Source organism: Kocuria carniphila (assembly GCF_004136555.1).
GTDB classification, from domain to species: Bacteria; Actinomycetota; Actinomycetes; order Actinomycetales; family Micrococcaceae; genus Kocuria; species Kocuria carniphila.
Genome location: NZ_NOIT01000001.1, coordinates 130,750 through 151,652, shown reverse-complemented (window position 1 = coordinate 151,652; position 20,903 = coordinate 130,750). Strand labels below are relative to the sequence as shown.

The window sequence follows — 20,903 nt, the reverse complement described above, 5'->3', positions numbered from 1 at the left end:
CATGCATGAATCCCCCAAACTCCACGCGCGATTCCCACGAACCCGAACCCACTGTTGAGGACACCGTGAGTGAACTCCTGGTGAGCCAAGCCCGTGAGATCCAGGTTCTCAGCAAGGAACTGGCCACGAGCTACGAGAAGGAACTGAGGTTCTTCAAGAATTTGAAGAACCGGGACAAACAGCTCAAGGAGCAGGAGAAATCCCTGACGAAGAAGATCTGGTGGCTAGAGTCCGAACGACGCCGTTTCATGGAGCGTGAAAACCGACTCCGGGACCAAGTGGAGCAATTAACGGAGCAGCGCGATGTTGCCGAACGCAAGGTTCGGCAGTTGCGCGCGTCCAAGCTCGGAAAGCTCCAGAGTGGCATGTGGCGTGTGAGGAAAGCGGTGCGGTCATGGCGATGAACAATCAGCAGGTGGCACTGCGCAGCGCTAACGTGCGGGCCAGGATCTCCGAACTGGAGCAGCTAAGGCAGCGATTGAAGTTGGACGAAAGCTGGTATGGATCCGGCGCGTTCAAAGCTCATTTGTGCCGTGGCCATGCGGACCGGCTTGCACCGCGGGTCGACCCTGAGCGCTACGCCCGAATTCTGACCGACAACGGACGTGCCGATCAGGTCCGAGAATTGTTGGAACTAGCGCGGACCCTTCCGAACCATGCAGGAACCAGGGTGTTGCAACCGCACCCGGCCCGAGTAGCAATGATCGCGGACACTTTCCTCTATGAAACATTCGAGGGGACCGCCCGGATTACATACGTGACGCCCGAGAACTATCGGGAAGCCGCGGCTGAATCGGACGTGCTAATCGTGGCTTCCACGTGGCGTGGCCGCTTCGAGGACTGGCACGGCACCACATCCAACTGGGGACCTCTGCGCACGCAGGTCATCCCTGAGTTTAAGTCCCGTGGGGTGCCGGTGATCTTCTACTCGAAAGAGGACCCGCCCAATTACGCACTCTTCAGGCCCGTAGCGCGAGACGCAGACGTGGTGTTCACCTCCGCGGAAGAAATGATCCCGAAATACCGTGTGGATTGCCCGGACGTCTCGCATATTGAATCCATGACATTTGGTGTCAACCCGCTGCTCCACAACCCAGTAGGGTCGCGGCGGGTTAGGCGGCAAGAGATCCTGTTCGCTGGCTCCTGGCTATCCCACAAGTATCCGCACCGCCAGACCTCCGCCAAGAAGCTCTTCGACGGCGTAGAGGAGTCCGGGCGTGACTTACTGATTATGGACAGGAACTCCACGCTGGGAGACCCCAAGTACCACTACCCGCAGCAGTACATGGACCACGTTGGACCCGGTGTGGAACACCGCGCGCTCATGAAGATTCAACGCTTGGTCGATGTGCAGCTCAACTTGAACTCGGTGACCAACTCCACCACCATGTACGCGAACCGCGCGGTGGAGCTGCAGGCCATGGGTGCTTTCGTGCTCTCCAATTACTCGGTGGCGGTCAACGACCGGTATCCCGAGGTGCAATTGATCGACAAGCAGCCAGAAGTCCCCTTGGTTCTGGCTGCAATGATGGGGGATGACCTATACCGAGCCCAGAATGACGGCCTACGGCGAGTTTGGGAACACGACACGGCGTGGCAACGAATGGCGCAATTACTCAACTCCGTGGGGGCACCCGTGGCCACCTTGTCCGAACGAACGGCCCTCGTCCCTGTGTCAGGGACAGGCATTGAGCAAGTGCGACGAGTTGCGGCGTCCCAGACAGTGCCGGCGGACGTTCTCTCCCGTGATGAGATCGTCTCTCGTCGGGACCAGTACGACGCAGTCGTCCCGATTTCGGATGATCACGAGTACAGCAGCGTGCACGTACGAGATCTACTCAACGTCTTCCGCTATGCGGACGTGGACATAGCCACTAAGGACGGCAGCGAAACGAATTCAGTGATCGCCCGCGGCGAAGATCATGAATTGATAAGCGAAGTGGCTTCCTCGGCCCGGAGTGCCCTACGAACGAAGGCCGAGGACGACGTACTTAGTCGTTGGTTGGACACTGGCCGCATGGTCGGAGACGCCTACAGCGCGGCACCGTTTGGCGCAGGCCCCAGGGGCACCGAAAGGATCGATGTCAAGGGCTTGGCCGAGTCCGAACTGACCGTTGTGGTGCCCGTTTTCAACAATGGCAAGCACTTGGTCTCAAAGTGTTTCCGATCACTGCAACGCTCCACGATCTTCGATCGCATGGAAATCCTTCTTATTGACGACGGCTCCACGGACGGATACACGGCCCACGTCGTGCGCGAACTGGCCGAGCGGTACCCCAATGTACGAGCGCACTTCTTCCAAAAAGGTGGGTCTGGAAGTGCTTCCCGCCCCCGGAATGAGGGACTCAAACTCGCGACTGCGCCGTACATCACATACCTGGACCCGGACAATGAAGCGCTCAACGACGGTTTCCGTGTGCTGCTAGACCAGGTTAAGGACCTCAAGGTGCAGTTCGCCATCGGCGACATGATTAAACTGTCCAGCTGGCGGCGGCACGTGCACAATGCCTCTCTGCTGGAGAAGTCGCTTCCGGAAGACCCAGTGGGTGGTCTCATAGTGCCGGAGGACGCACTAACGCTCACCAATTTTCAGCCCATGAGCATCCAGGCTCTCGTCGCGGATACTCAGTGGTTGCGCTCTATTGGCCTCTACCAGCCCCTTGGGGCTCTGGGACAGGACTCCTTGGCGTTCCAACAAATGCTTTATGGTGCTCGGCGGATCGCGACCGTACGACTGCCGATCCACGTTTACTACGGCGCGGTTTCCAACTCCATGATCAATTCCGTTGGCCCCGGGTTTTTCCGCAAGTATTTGCCCATGGAACGGTTCCGTAAGGAATGGCTCGAGCGGGACGGCCTTTACGAGGACTACTGCCGATTGAGGGTGGACCCGTTCTTCAATGGCTGGTTGGTGGACAAATTTAACAAGTTCGTTTCACCAGAGCAAAGAGCGGAATGTCGCGCTCTGCTGGATGAACTGTGTGCAATTTACGATGTGAAGCTTGCCCTCAAGGACCCCGAGGATCCCGACTCGGGTCTGCGCGTTCTCATTCGCCCGGCCGAGAAACAACCTGTGCCTGAGGACATCGCCGCGGATCTCGAGGCCGACACCACCGAGCCTCTCCCGGGGACTCACTGAGCATGGTTAATTTGGAGGCCGCACGGCGGCAAGCATTGGGCACTCACTTCACAGAGGCAGAGAACGAGTCCGAACTCGTGGCACGCTTGAAGAATCGGCGTTTGCACATGGCTCCACACAAGGAATGGTCTCTGCCCGAGGTACCTACTTGGCGGGAGAACCCGTTCGACGATAACAACTGGGAATTCCAGTACCACATGCTCAGGTGGCTAGACCCACTGCGAAGGGCCGGTGCAGCGGGGGACCGAGACGCCGCATTGCTGTGGGAAAAATACGCTCGATCCTGGATTGAAGCAAACCAACCGGGCTCGGATCCATATAAGTGGGCGTGGATTGATATGAGCGACGGTATCCGCGCCATGGAGCTGTGTCACGGTTTGACGGTGGTGGGAGAACAGCCCTGGCTGATCAATTCCTTACGGGATCATGTGGGTTGGCTATTGGAGCCAAGCCACCTCAAGAGGGGCAACCATGGCTTCCACCAGCACGTTGGGTTGTTTGTGCTCGGAGTGGTACTCGAAGACCAGAAGGTCACGGACGTTGCTATGCAGCGATTAACTGACCAATTCGAGGCGGCCTACGACGAGCAGGGGGCAAATGAGGAAGGGTCCATCAGTTACCACCTGCAGAACTATGTGTGGTGGAACGATGCTTTCAAACGACTGGACCTCGAAGGCGTCGCCCGACCCGTGCAAGCCCACCGGTTGGAACTTGCCCCCACTCTCTTGGCCCATGCAACCACACCTTTAGGCAGGTTCGCACGCATAGGTGATACTGACGGCGGTAATGCGAGAAAAGTGAACCACCCGCATACCCAGTTCACCGTGAGCCGAGGAAAAAAGGGGCGTAAGCCAGAATCCACTACGGCTATTTATGATGCGGGATACGCATTTATGAGGAGTGGGTGGGGAGAAAATCGCCCGTACGAAGACGAAACGTTCGTCACCGCCACATGGGGGCGACAAGACAAGGTCCACGGGCATCGTGACGGGGGCTCAATAACGTACGCAACAGATGGGGTGCAGTGGATTGATGACACCGGAAAATTTTATTACGGAAAACATCCCATGCGGACATATGTTGTTAATCGTGCAGGACATAACTCAATTGTAATCCCCGGGAAACAATATCAGAAAAAGACCCAAGTCTATGCGGAACAAAAGAAAGAAACCGACGATTATGTGGAAATAACGCTACATGATCACGGATACAATGATATCCTTATTAGTCGCCGGGTAATTTACCTCAAAAAACGGCGCATACTTGTCATCGTCGATTCGGTCAATGCCGAAGTAGCAGTGAGTGTGGAACAACGATGGCATGCGGGAAAAAATATATCTATGGTAGAAATGGCAGGAAGCGTCCGTCTTTTTAGTGGCCTCAAAACACTGGATATTTCATCAATCGGACCCCAGCCGGAAATTTCAATCACTAAAGGTAATGAAAACCCATTTTTAGGCTGGATGTCCAATGGATGGCGTCGTAGGGTCGCCTCCGAAGTGCTATCTCTTAAGCAGGCAGGAGAGCGGATCCAGTTCATTACCACTGTAGGTCGCGACATTTTAGCAAATGATCTATTGTTGCAGAGTCAGACACCAACAATCGATTTGAATGAACCGCTAGAAGAATGGATGCCGCGAGAGGTACTAGTCGCTCCCCGGAAAGAGCCAACAGTATGGTCTGCGGTAGGTTCTGACCTGACAGGAGAGGCCTGGCTTGAAACCGGCCGAGCTGTCACTGTCAACGCATCGGGGCCTGCAGAGTTATACGCGTTCTCGATAATTACTCCGAACCGACCACCGACTAAACCCATATATAGCCGACGAAATCTTGCGGCATTTATGGTTCATGATCCCAATAAATCCCGTATCAAGATATATAATCGCAATCGAAGTGGTCCCGTAAAAAGTTGCATTGTTGATATAAAAACTTAACTAAATATTCCGAACATATCCCAATAGAGATATGAAGATAATAAACTGTAAACAAAACCATGATATGATAAGGACCCGGATGTGAGCTTTCTACTAACGGTAATTCAGGGCAATGAGCGGGGTGATGGTGTAGAGATACTACCTGGCGTATTCTTAGACTCCAGCGACCTGAGAGTTAGTAATAGTGGGGAATACATCGCAGTCGCTGGCTGCGGTAGACTCGGCGACAGTTTCGTGGGAGCTTCCGCCGCGGTAGATACAGGTCAATTAAGAAGGCAAATAGGACATAGTGTCAAGGATGCCATGCTGTCCATTGCAGGTTCGTTAGCGTTAGTCTTTCGTGGTAGCGATTCTCAAACAGCCTTCGTACTCGCCGACCCATTGGGAGGCCAGCCTGTATTCAGAATAGGCCGAGACACCGACAACGTGGTTCTGCTCGGTTCAGACCCGGTTCGAATGGTAGATAGTGCGCAACGATTTGGTATCAATCTCGAGCCATCCGAGAAGCATATTTCCGAACTTATCCTGACTGGCAATGCAGGCTTTGGCGGCGTTAGCTACAAAGGTCTAGACGTCCTGCCGCAGTTTTGCACAGTTTCAATTACTCAAGGCAGAATTAACGTTACGAAACACGACCGGCCATGGAAAGATAGCTCAATAGATCCTATGAATCTTGGTTCGGATTCTTACTGGGAATCTATTGAGGAAATCGCGAATGATATTAGGCGGAATATCCAGGCAGTCATTGAGTATCCTGCACTATCGCGGGTTTCTCACCTGACAGGGGGTTTTGATTCGCGCCTTGTCCTGGCTGGGCTTCGAAATTTAAACGCCACGGAAAATTTCGGATTCTTCTGCTCAGGAAGTCCTGCGCAGGAAGACAAACGAATCTACCTTGGCTTAGCGTCTTCTCTAGACCTAAACCCAGCTGATCGGAGCGGTATTTCAGCTTCGAAATATCCTACATCTCTAGAGCAAGACTTGCTTTGGCCGATGCTTGAATCGGCGGGCATGCGAACCGACGGTCCGAACAAATACACGGATTCTTACGACACGGTAGTATTAAGTGGGGGATACGGGGAACTACTACGCGCCTTTTATAGCCGCAAGGATCTTGGTGTCAATCTACAAGACATACCCGCGCTCAGTAGGTCGATTTGGGGAGGGGCGGCGACAAACCCCACTCACCCTTCTTGCTTCCTAACTCAAGAAGCCATTGATATGCACAACGAGGCAATCAGAGGTTCAATCAATTTGGCCATGGAGGACGGTGTCCGCGAGGATTACTTCCTTGATCACATGTACGTGACCATCCGAAACCGATTCTATGTGGGGCTCGGCTCCGCGCTATACAGCAAGTACATCCACCGCTTTGATCCGCTGTACTCGATAGCCGCTGTGCGCCTAGCCTCTCGTCTACCAGTAGATTTACGCATGGAAAACATGGTGGGACTTGACGTCATGAACAATCTCGCCCCCGAATTACTTTCATATGATTTCGATACTCCAAGAGTATCCCCTCGTTATCGAGAGCTCAGGTCTGTACAGACAAGACGAGAATTTGATCAGTCACGACCTTCAGGATCCAAAACGTATCGAGTTCCATATCGTGCGCCAGTACAACCACCCAAGGCCTACTTTCCTCCGGCAACTGCAGCGCAAGTTGAAACAGCCAATACCATGAAAGCAACACTTAGACATGTGGTCCAAATAGACCATGTTCGGAGTCAATTATCAACATTGTCTGAGAAACTGCGCGGTAGTGATGCAGAGAATTATTTAGACTTTGATAAGCTAAATATAGCTGCTCGGAGGAGGCCAACAAATCGCGTTGTGATGCGAAGTATGTTTAGTTGCTATTCATCCTTGCTATGGTACGCGAATACTAAAGGAATCGTAAATGAAGTTTAGACTTACACGATGGTTTAGAAAATCAGAAGTCAGTGCGGATTTAGTAATATTCAATAAGGATCTAAAAAAGCACACCAAAATTAAACTTCCTCGCAGCGGCAGTAAGGTCGTTGATCTAGCCGATACAACTATGGGTGACGATTGGTTAAGGGACAAAAAAACATTTGTGAGAATTGAGTCTACTAATGACTCTAAAGACAATGGGACAGAACTTATACGAAGACTCAGGTTGTCGGAGCTAAGCTCAAGTTTTAATAGACTACATATCATCAATTATAAAGACGCAGACTCTTTCTGGAATGATACAAGTCGCGCGTTGGATCTATTATCTATCTGGACATACATACTGCCGCTACAAGTTGAAAATAGCTTAATTCGCTTGCACACCGACGTAATTGGGGGATTCGGTAGGGGGCAGCGTCTAACAAACCGATCATCTCTTGTTCGCGTAGCTCAACGCTACATCAGCAAGGGTTGTATTGTTCCCGGCTCGTTGGTGTCAGAAGTACTGTGTGACCTCTACCTTTGGTACCTCGTTGAGGAAGCTCGGGTCGCCACAGGCGCCAACGAGACGGATGGTCGCTCAGTCGAAGGTTGGCGGTCAGTGGTGGCATTTGCTCGTTCGAATCCGTCTCTAGCGTGCTCCCATCTTTGGCTGGCTTTTGATGCCTCGAGAAGGGGCGACCGATTCCAGGCGAACCAGGAGTTTGAGTCAGCGAAGAGTCTTGACTCCAGTTCCTTCCTTGCTCGTGCAGTATCACTTCGCGGCTTGTTCACATATCGAGATGGTCTTCCGAACGACGAGGTTGAATGTGATGTGGAGTTGGATCCTAGAATCCGTCCGATTATCCAAGAATCAGAATCTCAGGGTTGGCCAAGAGCTGTTGTTTTCTCTGGCGACATAAAGTTCTTCCGGCGATACTTCCCCCGTATTCACTATTACGCGCGCTTAATGGAAAAGACACAGTTACATCTTCATCTTATCGGAGAGGAGACAGAGGTCCGCAAAGTCGTAGGGGACGCTCTCGAACTTTCCACCCGAACTGACAATCTGATGGCGGATGGCCGAACAGCGTCCGTCTCGGTGACATTTGAGAGAACGCCACGAGGGGTCGGGGAGCTGAAAACGTATTTTGCGTGTGCACGGTTCATCAGGGCAACGGAACTTTTGGACATGTACCCGGAAGGAGTGTGGATTCAGGACCTCGATCTCGTTCATACTGGTCCAGTTGAACCTTTCTTCAGTGCCCTTAGGACCTCGGGATTTGGTGCCTCACTAAGTCCTGTTGCGTATGGCTCCGTGCCATGGAAGTCACTCCTCGCGGGGAGTGTATGGGCCGCTGACACTCCTGTTACCCGTCGACTGCTGTCCGACGCATCTAGATATATTTTATCATTCTTGTCTTTGGAGTCGACTTGGATGCTCGATCAGAATGCACTTCGTTATGCATTAGACATGGCACAGGACAAGATTAGTTTCGTGAACATGCACAAGATTGGAGCGCCGGTGGGGCAGAATAGCCTTTCAAGAATTATTGAAAAGGATTAAGTGTTTAAACGTTTCCGGTCTGCTCTGTGGCATACGTTCGCACCTGAGACTAGTCAACTATAGGCAACTGGTGCGGTCGGTATTCGGAATCCGAGATTGTGGAGAGTTTTTGTGCGTGATCGAACAAGACAAGCTATTAAATCCTTCGTGCCAGTGGTGCGGAATCGGTCTGCTAGCCAGAGAGCCGAACGTCTTCTGAATGAAGGTATAATCGCGCATCCAACTCTAGGCGACATCGAGTTCGATTCTGGGGCTTGCTGGAATTCGGATTTGCCTCGTACGGCAGGTAGATACATACACGGATTTCTATTCTTCGCTGATTGGCATCATTCAGTGCTTCAGAGCTCGCCCCAGGCTGTCGTATTCGCTAGTAGTGTCATGTTGTCGTGGTCGCGGGTCAATGCAACTAAACCGGGGTCATCTCAAATGGCGTTTCATGATGAGACCACGGCGCAGCGGTGTCTACAAATTGTGCATTTTCTTGATGAATATGGGGCAGATATACCGCTTCAAGACTTCGAAGCATTGAGGAGTGCCGTTCATTACACTGTAGATTTATTGATGGATCCGACATTCTACGCAGGCAAGAATAATCACGGAATGTTTCAAGACATTGCGCTCCTTCGATTTGCGGCAGCGGGTCCTGACGTTATTTCCCCTTGCCGTGAAGAGTTCACGTCAAAGTGCGTGGAGACTTCTCTTGCGCGTCTTTATGATTATTTCAAGGACTGTTTCACTCGGGATGGTGTTCATGTGGAGAATAGCCCGAGCTATCATTTCATGGTTGCCAAATATGTGCGAGAATTAATACCTGTTTTTGAGGAGTACGATCAAGAACGGGCATCTGTAATTAAGCAAATTTATGCGAACTCTGAACGATATGCTACCCACATTATCCTACCTAACGGGTTTTTGCCTCCCATAAGCGATACTAAAGTTGTACGCGTCCGAGATACCGGTCTTAAAAATACCTTCAATGGGAGGGAGTTTCAATATTCCATTACTGAAGGTAAATCAGGATCGAAACCTAATGAGTGCACGCTTGTTTTACCAGAGGCAGGTTTCGCTATTCATCGAAGCGCGTGGGGGAGCCCTGAGGCGTGCTTTGTTCTTTTCAAGGCAGGCTATAATTCCAATTATCATCACCATGCGGATGATCTGTCGCTTATATTTTATGCGGCTGGGAGATTGCTTTTAAGCGAAGCCGGAGCGTTCGGTTACGACTATAAGAATCCTTATACAAAGTATGCCTTTTCTCAGTATGCACACAATACTGTTGTTGTAGACGGGAGATCACAGTCACGAGTTGACCCACGCCCTGTCGGTGTGACCTTGAAAGATCAGGGGAGTGATAGTAAATCTGTTGTCAATGTCTTGGGCGTCAATAGTCGTAACCCTGGATCCATTCATGAACGTGGTTTGCGGATTAACGAAAATGCTGACTACATTGAGTTGCATATCTCAGATATTGTTGGGCACTCGGACAAGAGATCTCATGATTATGAAGTTTTATGGCATTTAGGGTCAGGGGTGCGAGCTGTAGTGCATCATGATGTAGCCGAATTATTTCTTGGAAGTCAGAAAGTTCTTGAAATCTGTTGGACGGGTAAACACACGGTTACTGCGAAACTTGTTAATTCCGTTGGCTCTAAATCGCCAAAAGCACATCGCTTCCCGGATTTCGGGAGGATTGAGAACGGCACGGTTTTGAATATTTCGTCTTCAGGGCCTGGGTTGGATCTACATACTGTCATACGCACTGGCGGGTTTTCAAAAAAATACATTGAAACCATCGGAGACGGAAGTCAATCCCATCTGAAAGCGGACGTTTCTAATCCCGCTTCACCTGCCCGTGGTGTACACGTTTCTCGGGATGGTTCGTGCATAGTCGCGACTTCTATGCGATCGAAGGCGAGTGATTACACTGCATTTTATCTTTATAAGGGTTCGACTATTATTCAACGAGTCAACTACAAGCGCGATAATGGCCGCACTGTTTTTCGTAACCTCGCGCCTGGTGTATATCGTGTTCGATCGTTTCTAAAAAGAAATTCAGATAGTGATGCTGAGGTGTTCGCCTCAGAATCAATCAGGATTGATTAACGATCTGGCGGAGGATTTTAAGCGTATAAGGTTTGGATAGAGGATTATGGCCGGCCTTGGAATCCCGATATTTATGGCAGCGCATGTTTTGACTAAGGTCTGGAAAATTTTGTTTGAATATTTCGAATTCTGGGTGATCGATATTTCGATCGTGATCTGATTCCATATTGACCCAGTAGTCCACCCTCGGGGATTTGGACAAGCTGGCTAGAAGCTTGAGTACATTAGTGCGTTTTGGGTACTTTTTTCGGAGATCTGCTGGCAGGCGGTTGTCCAGTCGCATCTTGCGCAAACTGTTGACTGCGGGTGGGAACCATCGAGTCCAGTCGAACTGAGCATTATTCACGACTGCGCGTGCCTCCGGATCATGAAACAGAAGGGAAAGAGCCATGAATCCGCCGGCGGAGGAGCCGAAGTATGCTCGCTGGTGTGGGTGGGTACTTCCGAGTAGACAAGCCAAAGCCTGGACTGCTCGAGAAGCATCTGGTGTCACTTCGTATTTGAGGGAGTATTGCCCCCAGGCCAAAGAGAGGGCATGGTCTCCCACAGTGGCGGGATCGCACACATAGATCTGGTTCTGGTCGATGTCTTGCCACCAAGTGGAGCGCTGGAACACCGGCTTACCTGCTGAGATGGCTTGGTCCACTGCGCCATTGCACATCACCACTGTCTCTTGGGTGTGCCCTCGTCGGACAACTAAAAGGGATATAACGCAGTTCGGAGTGACTACATCCACGCGTTGGGGGCTGTCTACTTCGAACGAGTCGATCGTCAGATCGCCCACGTGATCAACATGTACGGTATGGACGGCTTCTTCGCCATACTCGAAAATGCTGTCGGGCATGTCGGTGGCGACTTGAAGGGGCTTACTCGGATTGCGTTCCGTAAGGATGATGTCCTTGATTTGAGCTCGCGAGGCAGTTTCCCAGGAGGCCCCGCCAGGGTGCGCCCGTAGGGCCAGGATCTGAACGCTAACTTGTGTCTCTGTCGTTACGCCACTCACCGTGACATGCACGGGGCGCCGTCGAGCGGCGCCGTCCCAGCGCGCTACGGGCCGTCGGTCTACACAGATTTGATAGAGCCAATGGCCTTCCGCTTTTGCATGGCAGTAGGGAGAAGTAATCGTAAAGGTTAAATCTCCGGTGTGGGGCGCGGCCTGCAGGAATCGCTCCACCCGTGTCCCGGGAACAAAAGAGTCACGGGGGATATGCACGTTCTCGTTTCCCGGGTGGACGAAGTGACGCCTACCCTCCACGGTGGTCACTGCGAACTCTGCTTCTAGTGGGAGACGTGACTCCGCACTGTGTAGCGCCTCAACGGCGAGCCGTTCGTCTCTAGTTTGTTCATAGAGGTTGCGATAGTCGTTCTTGCCGGGGAAGTTTAAGATCGGGCATTCAGCGTTGATCAGCTCGGAGAACAAATACCCGTCGGAGCGCTCTTGGATACTGAAGGCCAGGCTGATTTCAACCATCGTGCGCACATTCATGGGCACACAGGTTTCGAACGCTACGTCCGTCTCATTGAGAATTTCTGCAAGCCAGCGACCGGATCGGGTTTCCCAGAAGAATAGGTCCCAACGGTGAAAGCCGTGGAGCGGGACATCATATTCCCACTTGCGGACTCCTCTGTAGAAGTCCGCTGCGCGTGACTCCTCTGGTTCCAGACCCTTGTCACGTTTGGTGCGTTTGTAGTAAAGCTGCTGCAGATTTTCGAGGTTGTCATTCCACTCGTTGGTGCCCCAATAGGCTCGTCCGATTTCGTAAGCGTTACCCCGTAGATGCACGACATCATCCTGCGGGTAGGCATTGGCGTAGTGCGGGACCAACCACCGGCCATGACTCTGCCACGAGTTTTTGTCGAGACAAGCGTTGATCTCCGCTGCCCTAGGTAGATTCTTTGTTCCCACATAGAAGTAACGGTGCTGCAGCGGCAACAGGGTTTTGATCTCTTCAACCAGGTGCTTGTCCCTGGTCATCGATTTGGACCACTTGTCCCCGGTGTTTTTCCTCGCGGTGTAGGTAAACATCTCGATGTCGTCAACATGATCCATGGACAGTGCCAGACCTGTACGGCTGTCTGCACCGCCCGTCAGCGACATGACCAGCTTGGAACCCGTGGCCACCAGGTGCTGCATTTCCTGCTTCCACATTTTTTGGAAGGCATCGACCTTCTTCGCGGTGCTCCAGCTCTCGTATCGGTTCGACTCTCGAGGGTAGAAACGATGTACAGACCAGTCTGAGACGCTGAGGAAGTGGTTGGGAAGCAGAGAAGAGACCCCCATAAAACGCGTTCGGTCCCACCCTGCAATGGCACCTTGCAAACCGTTCTCGTCCACCCGCACGGGATGCGGATGTATGTCGTCGATCAACTGAAGGTGAGACGCCACCAGAGATGCCTCCGCCGAGAAATACACAGATCGCATGCCAGTGGCGTCGTTGAATACTCTGAAACTACGGCTGTCGCCCAACAAGATGACGTGCCGGCCACCCAGCACGTCCAATGCCTCGAGGAACTCGGGCTCTCCATAAGCTGCCATGCGAGCTAAATGCTCAGCGGGGGACACCCCGACGTCTTCCAGCCCTGCATACAGACAGAGCCCATGGACCAGGACCCATTTGTCGGTGCCATTCACAGGGGCGATCTCTGGGACCCGGAGGCGATCATGGGAAAAGGTCCAGCCGGAGGCGCCTAATGGGACACTGGACCATTCACCCGGAACGGTCACCGCGGTGTCGGAATGGATCACGAACCCCCGGGGGTAGGGGTGCAGAACAACCACAAGGTTCCTTTCGATCACATCAGGGGGCGGGGAAGCGCGGGAGAGGGTCAGCTCACGGGCTCAGAAAGCAGCGCCAATATTTGCCCCTGGTCCAACGGAGCAGACCCAACTGTCTCGTCATGGTAGCGCTCGCACCGGATACGGTCCGTAAGATCGGGTCGATTTGTCAGCAGTTTCTCAACGTGGGGAAGCGAAATCTCACGGTCGTGTCGTAGCGCAGTGTTCACCAGGTAACGGACGCGCGGAGGTTCTGAACACAAAGCCCAATGGCTCAATGCATCGACACGTTCGGGGGTGCGTGACCGCAAGGCTTCGAGTGAGATATTCCGCAGACGCTCCGATTGCACGGTTTTCACAGCGGTTGGATACCCATCGGTCCAATCGAATTGACCATTGTTCATCAGCACACGTGCGGCAGGATCCCTTGATGCCAGTGCCAATGCGATGAATCCGCCGGCGGAAGAACCGAAGTACTGTCTCAGCCCACCATCCGTAACCCCCAAGGCAGCACTGATTGCAGTAACTGCCCTGGACGTGTCGGGTACGGACCAGTACTCAGGGGAATACTGACCCCAGGCAATGGGCACGGCGGCCGCTCCAAGAGTGGCAGGATCACACACGAAAATCTGGTGGTGGGCTAGTTCCGGCCACCAAGAGGAGCGCTGGAAAACGGGGCCACGGTTTGATTGGGCAAGATCTACTGGGCCATTGCACCAGATCGTGGTCCGATCTGCGGCTGAACGACGGACTACCAATAGAGGGATCAGACAATGAGACGTCACTACGTCTACGCGACGCGGTATTTCAGGAATGAATCCATCGGCGTTCAATAACCCCAGGTCATCGACTGATATGCGGAGAACCTCCGGCGTGGACTCAACGGTGCTGCCTGCCACGTCTGTACTAACGCTTAATGGCCCGGGCAGGTCGTGCTTAGTGAATACTGCGTCGGACACCCGCGCCCTGGTGGCCTTTTCCCAGGACAATATACCGACGCGATCTCGCAAGGCCACTGCACTGACTTCCACTGTGGTCTCCGCTGTGATGTTCTCAACGGACACGTGCACCGGACGACGTCGCAGTGCCCCGTCCCAGCGCGCCCGCACCGACCCGTCGACGCTGATTACATACTGCCAACTGTCCCGGGCCGCGTGCTTCGCGTAGTCCGATTCAACGGTGAACGCCAGGGATCCTCGGGCTCCCGAGGGCTCGAAGACCCTGGCGCTCAGGGTGCCGGACGTGAAATGTGTAGAGGGCAGGTACAACTCGGGACTCTCCACGGTGACCGATTCAACGACTTCACCATTCCTGAGCAGAGTCATGCCTGGCTGGAGTGGGAGGTTTCGTTCCTCCGGATAGCGTTTAGAAACTGTGACACGTTCAGGGCCTATGCCAGGAGTGTTTACGGTAGCGGGCATCATCTGATCGCGGGGCCCAGAAGTGCCCGGCATCTGCACGGAGGGTAGGACATGATGCCCTGCACCCGAGGCCCCCGAAGTGCGCGGCGTTGACCGAAGCAGATCCCTAGTTTGTTCGTACAGGTTCTCAGACTGATTCTTACCGGGAAAATTCAACAGCGGATATGCCGCGTTCACGACCTCAGATTGGAAGATCTTGTCACGCTTCTCGTCCAGCGTGAAGGAAAGCGCGATCTCCAGCATGCGGCGGACATTAGTGGGGTCAAACGTGGGGAACGCGAGATCTGTCTCGTTGTAGATTTCGCTGGCCCAGCGGCCTAGACGCATCTCCCAGTACAGTAATTCGTTGCGATGATACCCGAACAGGTCACCGTCGTACTGCCAGCGGCGCACTCCGGCCATGAAATGGGCCTCGCGTGACTCAGGAGCTTCATGTCCGCGGTCACCACGAGTGAGCATTCGATGCAGCGCACGCAGACCGTCGATGTGATTGTTGTCCTCAGCGGCGTTCCAAGGTGCCTTATAGACCCCGTAGGTATTACCCCTGATATGGATCACGTTATCCTCAGGAAAATTGGATAGGTAAAAAGGCAATAGCCAGGATCCATGATTACCCAAAGTATTGCGCGCTAAAATAGCCCGGGGGATCTTATCGCTCTTCCGATCAGCGGCACGAACTTCGAAAAATCGATGATCTAACGGAAGGCACTCCTTGATCTCTTCCACGATCTGTCGGTCCAACCGTGTGCTGTCAGCCCAGGCAGACTTGATGTCCTTGGACGCCGCATACGTAAACGTCCGAACCCCCTCTGCGCGCTCAGACAATAGTGCCAGGTTCGTTCGACTGTCATTGCCCCCAGTGATGGACAGCACTGGGTCGAATCCACGAGCTTCAAACCGCCGCCACTGATTTCTGAACAACGCTAGATACTCATTCACTCGGTCCGCCACGGTCCAAAGTCGATAGGCATTCGCAGCTCGTGGGAAGAAGCGAGTGACCGAGAAATCGGGAACGGATAGCTCATGGTTGGGGAGCAGACCCGAAACACCAAACCACGGCGTCCTATCCCAAGACTTCAAACAGCCGTTACGGCCCTGATCGGGAGTCCGGGCGGCATGCTCCTGGATCTCAGCAACAAGGTGAGCATGAGAGGAGATCAGCTCCGCGTCTGCAGAGAAGTAGACCGAGCGCATGCCTGTGGCGTCCTGATACAACGCGAAACTGGTCGAATCCCCAGCAAGTATTACGTGCCGGCCACCCAGTAGGTCTAGTAGCTCCAGGAAGGACTCCCGGCCCGCGGACCATGCCTCGGCGAGCCGCTCACCGACCGATAGGCACCGGTGGTCATAACCTGCGTACACGCACAAACCATGGACAAATATCCAGTGGTCACTCTCGGACAACGTAATGAACTCCGGGACTTCGAGAGGATCATAACTAAACGTCCATCCTCTGGGAGGGAGTGCCAAGCTGGTCCAGCCCACAGGTAACGCTTTCTGACCCCGGTTCTGATGAATTGCGAACCCTCGAGTAAATACGCTGCTCCAACCCATGCTGTTCCCTTCCTATATCTACTAGTGGACGGACTTGAGCTGGCCGCGCACTATCCGCTCCGACAGGAGAACGACATTTCTACCAGTGCAGTGAACTGTTCAACTTGAGTTTAACGAAACGCAGGATCAGAGTCATTTGAGATAACACTATCTCGGCATGGAACGTGACGCTGTGAACGACAAGTTCCAAACGGGCAAGTCGAGCCGCTCAAATGCATGAAACTGTCAGAACAACCTGCAGGCTGCCAACACGATTGTCGAAGACCTCAAGCTCCACTACCTCACCACGTAGCATCGCCGAAGAAGCAACCAGATCACCTATAAGCACTAGATCTAATTTCGAGGGGACCCTCCTCCAGCGCGACCAGGGAGCCTAAGTCCGCATACTTCAACAGCAGGCCGGATATCAGCGACTCGAGACGAAAGCACCCCTGTAAACCCCCAAAGTACTCGCAGAGGGTGTCGGGCTGTATAAGCTGTGACCGTGCCAGGGGACACGGTCACCATCCAGGCCACCCACTGCTTAGGGGACAAGTACTTGTGACAGAATAATCATATGCCCTTGGACAGTGAAGACATCGTGAATGGCGCTCCGACTACAGAACAAGACAGTAAGTTCATGCCACTGGTCGAGACCTTGGCGAGTGCGGAGGAGCCACCTAGCTCTGTACAACTTCTTGGTATGGCGCGGTGGCTGTACACTCAGCACGCGTATGAGTGCGCTGAAGCTGTGTGCAGCCTTGCTAGTGAGGAATCCAAATCCACGGTGGATTTCCTAAAGTTGAGGCGCTCCATCGCAACTAAACAAGGTTCCTTAGGGCTAAGCATCCAGCTCAGTAACGAGCTGGCTGAAAAAAAATCTGCTTCGCCTCAATCCCTCCGTTTGCTAGGTGGAAGGTACAAGGAACTCACGGGATGGGTGCCACGACTTCCGGGACCAGTTGAACCCCTGATACCTAGAGATGACAAAACTGTTGTACACCTTGTAAAAGAATCCGCTCCTTACCTGTCGAATGGATTCTGCTCGCGAAGTCAATATAATTTTCTCGCTGAGCAGTCAGCGGGGTTCAATGTCAAAGTGTTGACCGAACCGGGATTCCCCAATGCGGATCAGCGCGACGGACCTTTTCCATCGGAAAATGTTTATCAAGGTGTAGGTCACTATCACTTTGATCTCGGGTCAGTCGATACATCTGCTTTACCGTCAGATATAATGCTTGAATTATGGGCTGAGCTAGCTTACCGTAAAATAAAAATAATCAGACCATCCATAATCCACGCAAGTTCCGGTCGTCGCGGTTACGAGACCGCGCTTGTTGCCATGGCCCTGTCCGAAAAAACGGGAATTCCATTTGTTTACGAAGTGCGCTCGTTCTTTGAAGCCAATTGGACAGCTGACATTGATCGCGAATTAAGCGGAGAAATATACAGCAAGCGGAGGGCCGTAGAACTTCTTTGCATGTCACGCGCTGCACACGTGCTTACAATTGGCGAATCAATGCGTCGTGAAATCATCTCTAGGGGAGTCCCGCCCGAAAAGGTATCAGTCATACCCAATGGCGTAGACAGCCAGTTTTTCACTCCCACGAGTCGGTCAAGACGGTTAGCTGAAAAGCACGATCTAATTGGTAAACGCACATTTGGGTATATATCGAACATGGACCACTACCGTGAATCACAGGAGACATTGATTGAGTGCGCAAAGGTGCTCTTAGATCAGGGAACCCCAATGGAATGCATATTGGTGGGTGACGGCCCCCGCAGGGGACTACTGGAGAATCTAGCTGATGAACTAGGCGTTTCGGACCTGGTCCACTTCCTCGGGCGGGTCGATCATTCGGAGATTCCCGAGTATTATTCCTTAATTGATTATTTCGTAGTTCCACGTATCCCTGAAAGATCCGCAACCTACGTAACACCCCTCAAGCCATTCGAAGCCATGGCTAGTGGTTGCTGCATGGTTATATCCGATCTGCCCGCGCTCCGGGAAATTGTGGATCCTCCTAATAGGGGTTTATCGTTCACGCCGGGAAATGCTGTTGATCTGGCCATGGTTCTAACCAAGTTACACAGTAACGATGAATTGCGTGCGAGGCTCGCAGACGCAGGTACCGAGTGGGTTCAAGACGAACGCACGTGGATGTCGAATGGCCTAAGATACAAAGCGGCATTCGAGAAAGCAATACAGGAAGAGGTTTAATCATGCGAGCAAGTCTCACTGGCTATCTCACCGACGGAATGTCTCCATATCTCGAAATCCATCAAGCATTACGTGCACATTCACATTCGGACACTAAACCGCATTTGCTCACCTATGCGTCTGTTGCGCGGCTCAACCCCTACCAGAGCCTAGTTTACAAAAAATTTCCTAACAATGGCATCGTTGTAGCGCCTATGCACAAACCATATCTCGTTCATGAGCTTAGCCTACACAAGCCGCGAGTTGCCTCCATTACAATGCATTTTCATTGGATGAATTGGCTATTGGCCGGAGAGAGCAACCACGAGTCTGCAATGACTAAGATTAATGGGTATATGGGGAGAATTAATAAGTTCAAGCGCACTGGCGGAAATGTAGTCTGGACAGTTCACAACGTGTATCCTCATGACGCGCTTTTGTTAGACGCGGAACTCGAGCTGCAACAAAAACTGGCTGATATCTCAGATGTTATTCATACAATGACTCCAGGAACTCTGGAGGCAATGTCGGACTTTGCAGACTTTGATGAGAGCAAGGTGGTAGTTTCACCGCACCCATCCTATGAGGGTTCATACGAGGACTATATGAGCCGGGCAGAAACTCGAAGCATACTCGGGCTTGACGGCGACGACTTTGTGTTTGTCATCTTTGGCGCTCTAAAAGAGTACAAGGGCCTCAATCAAACCCTGGATGCCTTCAATTTGCTTCTACAGTCGGAGACGCCGCTGACTGCGCAAAACACCAGGAGGATCAAGTTATTGATTGCTGGTGCCGCAGATGATTCGTCTGAGGTTCGCCGGTTTGTTCGGCGGGCATTGGTCCACCCAAACGTGCTCGTCGAACCTACTAAAGTACCCGGGGCGCGAGCTCAAATATACTTAAATGCTTCAGATGCGGGTATTGTTGCCTACCGACGATCCTTGAATAGTGGCGCTGCGCTGCTTTATCAGTCTTTCGGTTTGCCGGTTGTCGCCATGGATACGCCTGTGTTACGGGAAACGCTGTCTCCCACTAGCGCAATTTATGTGACTGACACTTCGGTTGAACATCAAATGCAGGCAATGAGAGAAATGTTGTCGTTTGCAAAACCAGGTACACGCCATGATGTTCTTAGTTCAATATCGCATCTCCACGCTGATTCTGTAAGTAACGAATTCGCTGAACGCTTGAAAAGTAAGCTGAAGCTGCGGTGAATCGCGATTCAGCTGATATTTTCTAATGTTCGAGAGTTCTGTAAATGGATTGTACGCAGTTTTGGATCTCATTAACAGCTGAAGATTCGAGTTCTTTTATTTTTTGAGTCGGATATTTCCTTGTGATTAGAGAGTTGATGTCCGGCGCTGGCGATAGAGGTGGTTGTGCCAGTTGAGGTAGTTCTAGCTGAGAGGCGAGACCCAAGATTTTGTTGGTGGTCCGAAGACAAATCGTTGGCACACCCATTCTTGCAGCCATGATTGTAATATGGAACTTGGCTGAAGCAATTAATTGATATTCCCCCAATGCATCGGTTATATGATCAATGTCATTGAGCATTCGGAATGGTGATTCTGGCCATTCTTTCTGCACTATTTTTAAATCGTCCTGTGCGTCTCGCCCAATTGAGCCAATGATGAATTCTAAATTCAGCCCCTCTTTAGTTGCCCAAAGAATAACGTTATTTGTGGCATCAATTATATCTTTGCTTAAATCCTTTCTTACCACTATTCCTACTGTAGGCTGTCGGCGTATGGCATTTGCGTTTATTGGCAACGCGAATGCTAGATCGGGAGTAGTTTTAACTTCTTTCTCTGGGACAAGACTACGTAGCCAGTTTGCAGAGTTGTCATCTCTTGCTGAAATATGTTGGATCGAGGGGGATCCAAGAAATCTCGATAAATGACTTTTGACGCGTTCGTTTTCATAGCGCTCCCCGAGGGCGACTCCAACGCCTGCGACGATACATGGCTTTCTTAACCAGGCAGAGTTCCAGTAAAGTGGTGATGTTTCCCAGGGGCGAATCAGGTCTCCCCCTCCTATTACGATGACATCATGTTTACTATCTGTTTCACCTGGGTTTTCCGTAAAATATGGAGGATCCAGCAGATCATGGACGACTTGAGAATACCAGGGAAGGGCCTGTTGCCACACTCTGCACATAAGTTCATCCCCGTAGTTACCCCACCCGAAAAAACCTACCAGTCCAACTGATGTCATTTGTTTTCCTCCGTGGAACACGTAGTCTCTAAGTTGTGACGTATCCTGCTGTGCCAGACTGCTTCTAGAGTTAGTATCTGCGGATTTCCCCTGTTGCCGCCACGGACGTGAACCTGCGCGTAT

At 52.2% G+C, this 20,903-nt stretch carries 10 protein-coding genes; 7 read left to right on the top strand and 3 right to left on the bottom strand.

What is annotated here, in order from left to right; translation table 11 throughout:
- The first annotated feature begins 5 nt into the window (after window positions 1-5).
- From EWV37_RS00625 to EWV37_RS00605, 5 genes are all read left to right on the top strand, one after another.
- Window positions 6-404 carry a hypothetical protein gene (locus EWV37_RS00625; RefSeq protein WP_129699410.1) on the top strand — a complete coding sequence of 133 codons (399 nt, stop codon included), beginning with the start codon at window positions 6-8 and terminating at the stop codon, window positions 402-404.
- Window positions 395-3,139, top strand: a complete 2,745-nt coding sequence (locus tag EWV37_RS00620; protein WP_129699409.1) for a glycosyltransferase — start codon at window positions 395-397, stop codon at window positions 3,137-3,139. The genes EWV37_RS00625 and EWV37_RS00620 overlap by 10 nt, the downstream gene beginning before the upstream one ends.
- A gap of 338 nt (window positions 3,140-3,477) precedes the next feature.
- Complete coding sequence (locus tag EWV37_RS00615; RefSeq protein ID WP_238662970.1) at window positions 3,478-5,073, top strand: heparinase II/III domain-containing protein; 1,596 nt, start codon at window positions 3,478-3,480, stop codon at window positions 5,071-5,073.
- Between the two features lie 303 nt (window positions 5,074-5,376).
- Window positions 5,377-6,984 carry a hypothetical protein gene (locus EWV37_RS00610; protein ID WP_129699407.1) on the top strand — a complete coding sequence of 536 codons (1,608 nt, stop codon included), beginning with the start codon at window positions 5,377-5,379 and terminating at the stop codon, window positions 6,982-6,984.
- A 1,927-nt stretch (window positions 6,985-8,911) separates the two neighbouring features.
- Window positions 8,912-10,636: a heparinase II/III domain-containing protein gene (locus tag EWV37_RS00605; RefSeq protein ID WP_129699406.1), complete on the top strand. Its 1,725-nt coding sequence runs from the start codon at window positions 8,912-8,914 to the stop codon at window positions 10,634-10,636.
- On the opposite strand, the gene EWV37_RS00600 is transcribed toward EWV37_RS00605, so the two are convergent.
- Window positions 10,623-13,382 carry a hypothetical protein gene (locus tag EWV37_RS00600; RefSeq protein WP_193554282.1) on the bottom strand — a complete coding sequence of 920 codons (2,760 nt, stop codon included), beginning with the start codon at window positions 13,380-13,382 and terminating at the stop codon, window positions 10,623-10,625. The genes EWV37_RS00605 and EWV37_RS00600 overlap by 14 nt on opposite strands.
- 80 nt (window positions 13,383-13,462) lie before the next feature.
- Window positions 13,463-16,027 (bottom strand): hypothetical protein, encoded by a 2,565-nt coding sequence (locus EWV37_RS00595; protein WP_129699405.1) that lies wholly within the window; start codon window positions 16,025-16,027, stop codon window positions 13,463-13,465.
- 916 nt (window positions 16,028-16,943) lie between these two features.
- On the opposite strand from EWV37_RS00595, the gene EWV37_RS00590 reads away from it, so the two are divergent.
- Both EWV37_RS00590 and EWV37_RS00585 read left to right on the top strand, forming a co-directional pair.
- A complete protein-coding gene (locus EWV37_RS00590; protein ID WP_129699404.1) occupies window positions 16,944-18,587 on the top strand; it encodes a glycosyltransferase family 4 protein in 1,644 nt (547 codons plus the stop codon).
- The gene (locus EWV37_RS00585; protein WP_129699403.1) at window positions 18,524-19,780 is read left to right on the top strand and encodes a glycosyltransferase; all 1,257 of its coding nucleotides are present in this window, start codon (window positions 18,524-18,526) and stop codon (window positions 19,778-19,780) included. Before EWV37_RS00590 ends, EWV37_RS00585 begins: the two co-directional genes overlap by 64 nt.
- A 22-nt stretch (window positions 19,781-19,802) precedes the next feature.
- On the opposite strand, the gene EWV37_RS00580 is transcribed toward EWV37_RS00585, so the two are convergent.
- The gene (locus EWV37_RS00580; protein ID WP_129699402.1) at window positions 19,803-20,780 is read right to left on the bottom strand and encodes a polysaccharide pyruvyl transferase family protein; all 978 of its coding nucleotides are present in this window, start codon (window positions 20,778-20,780) and stop codon (window positions 19,803-19,805) included.
- Window positions 20,781-20,903: the final 123 nt, after the last annotated feature.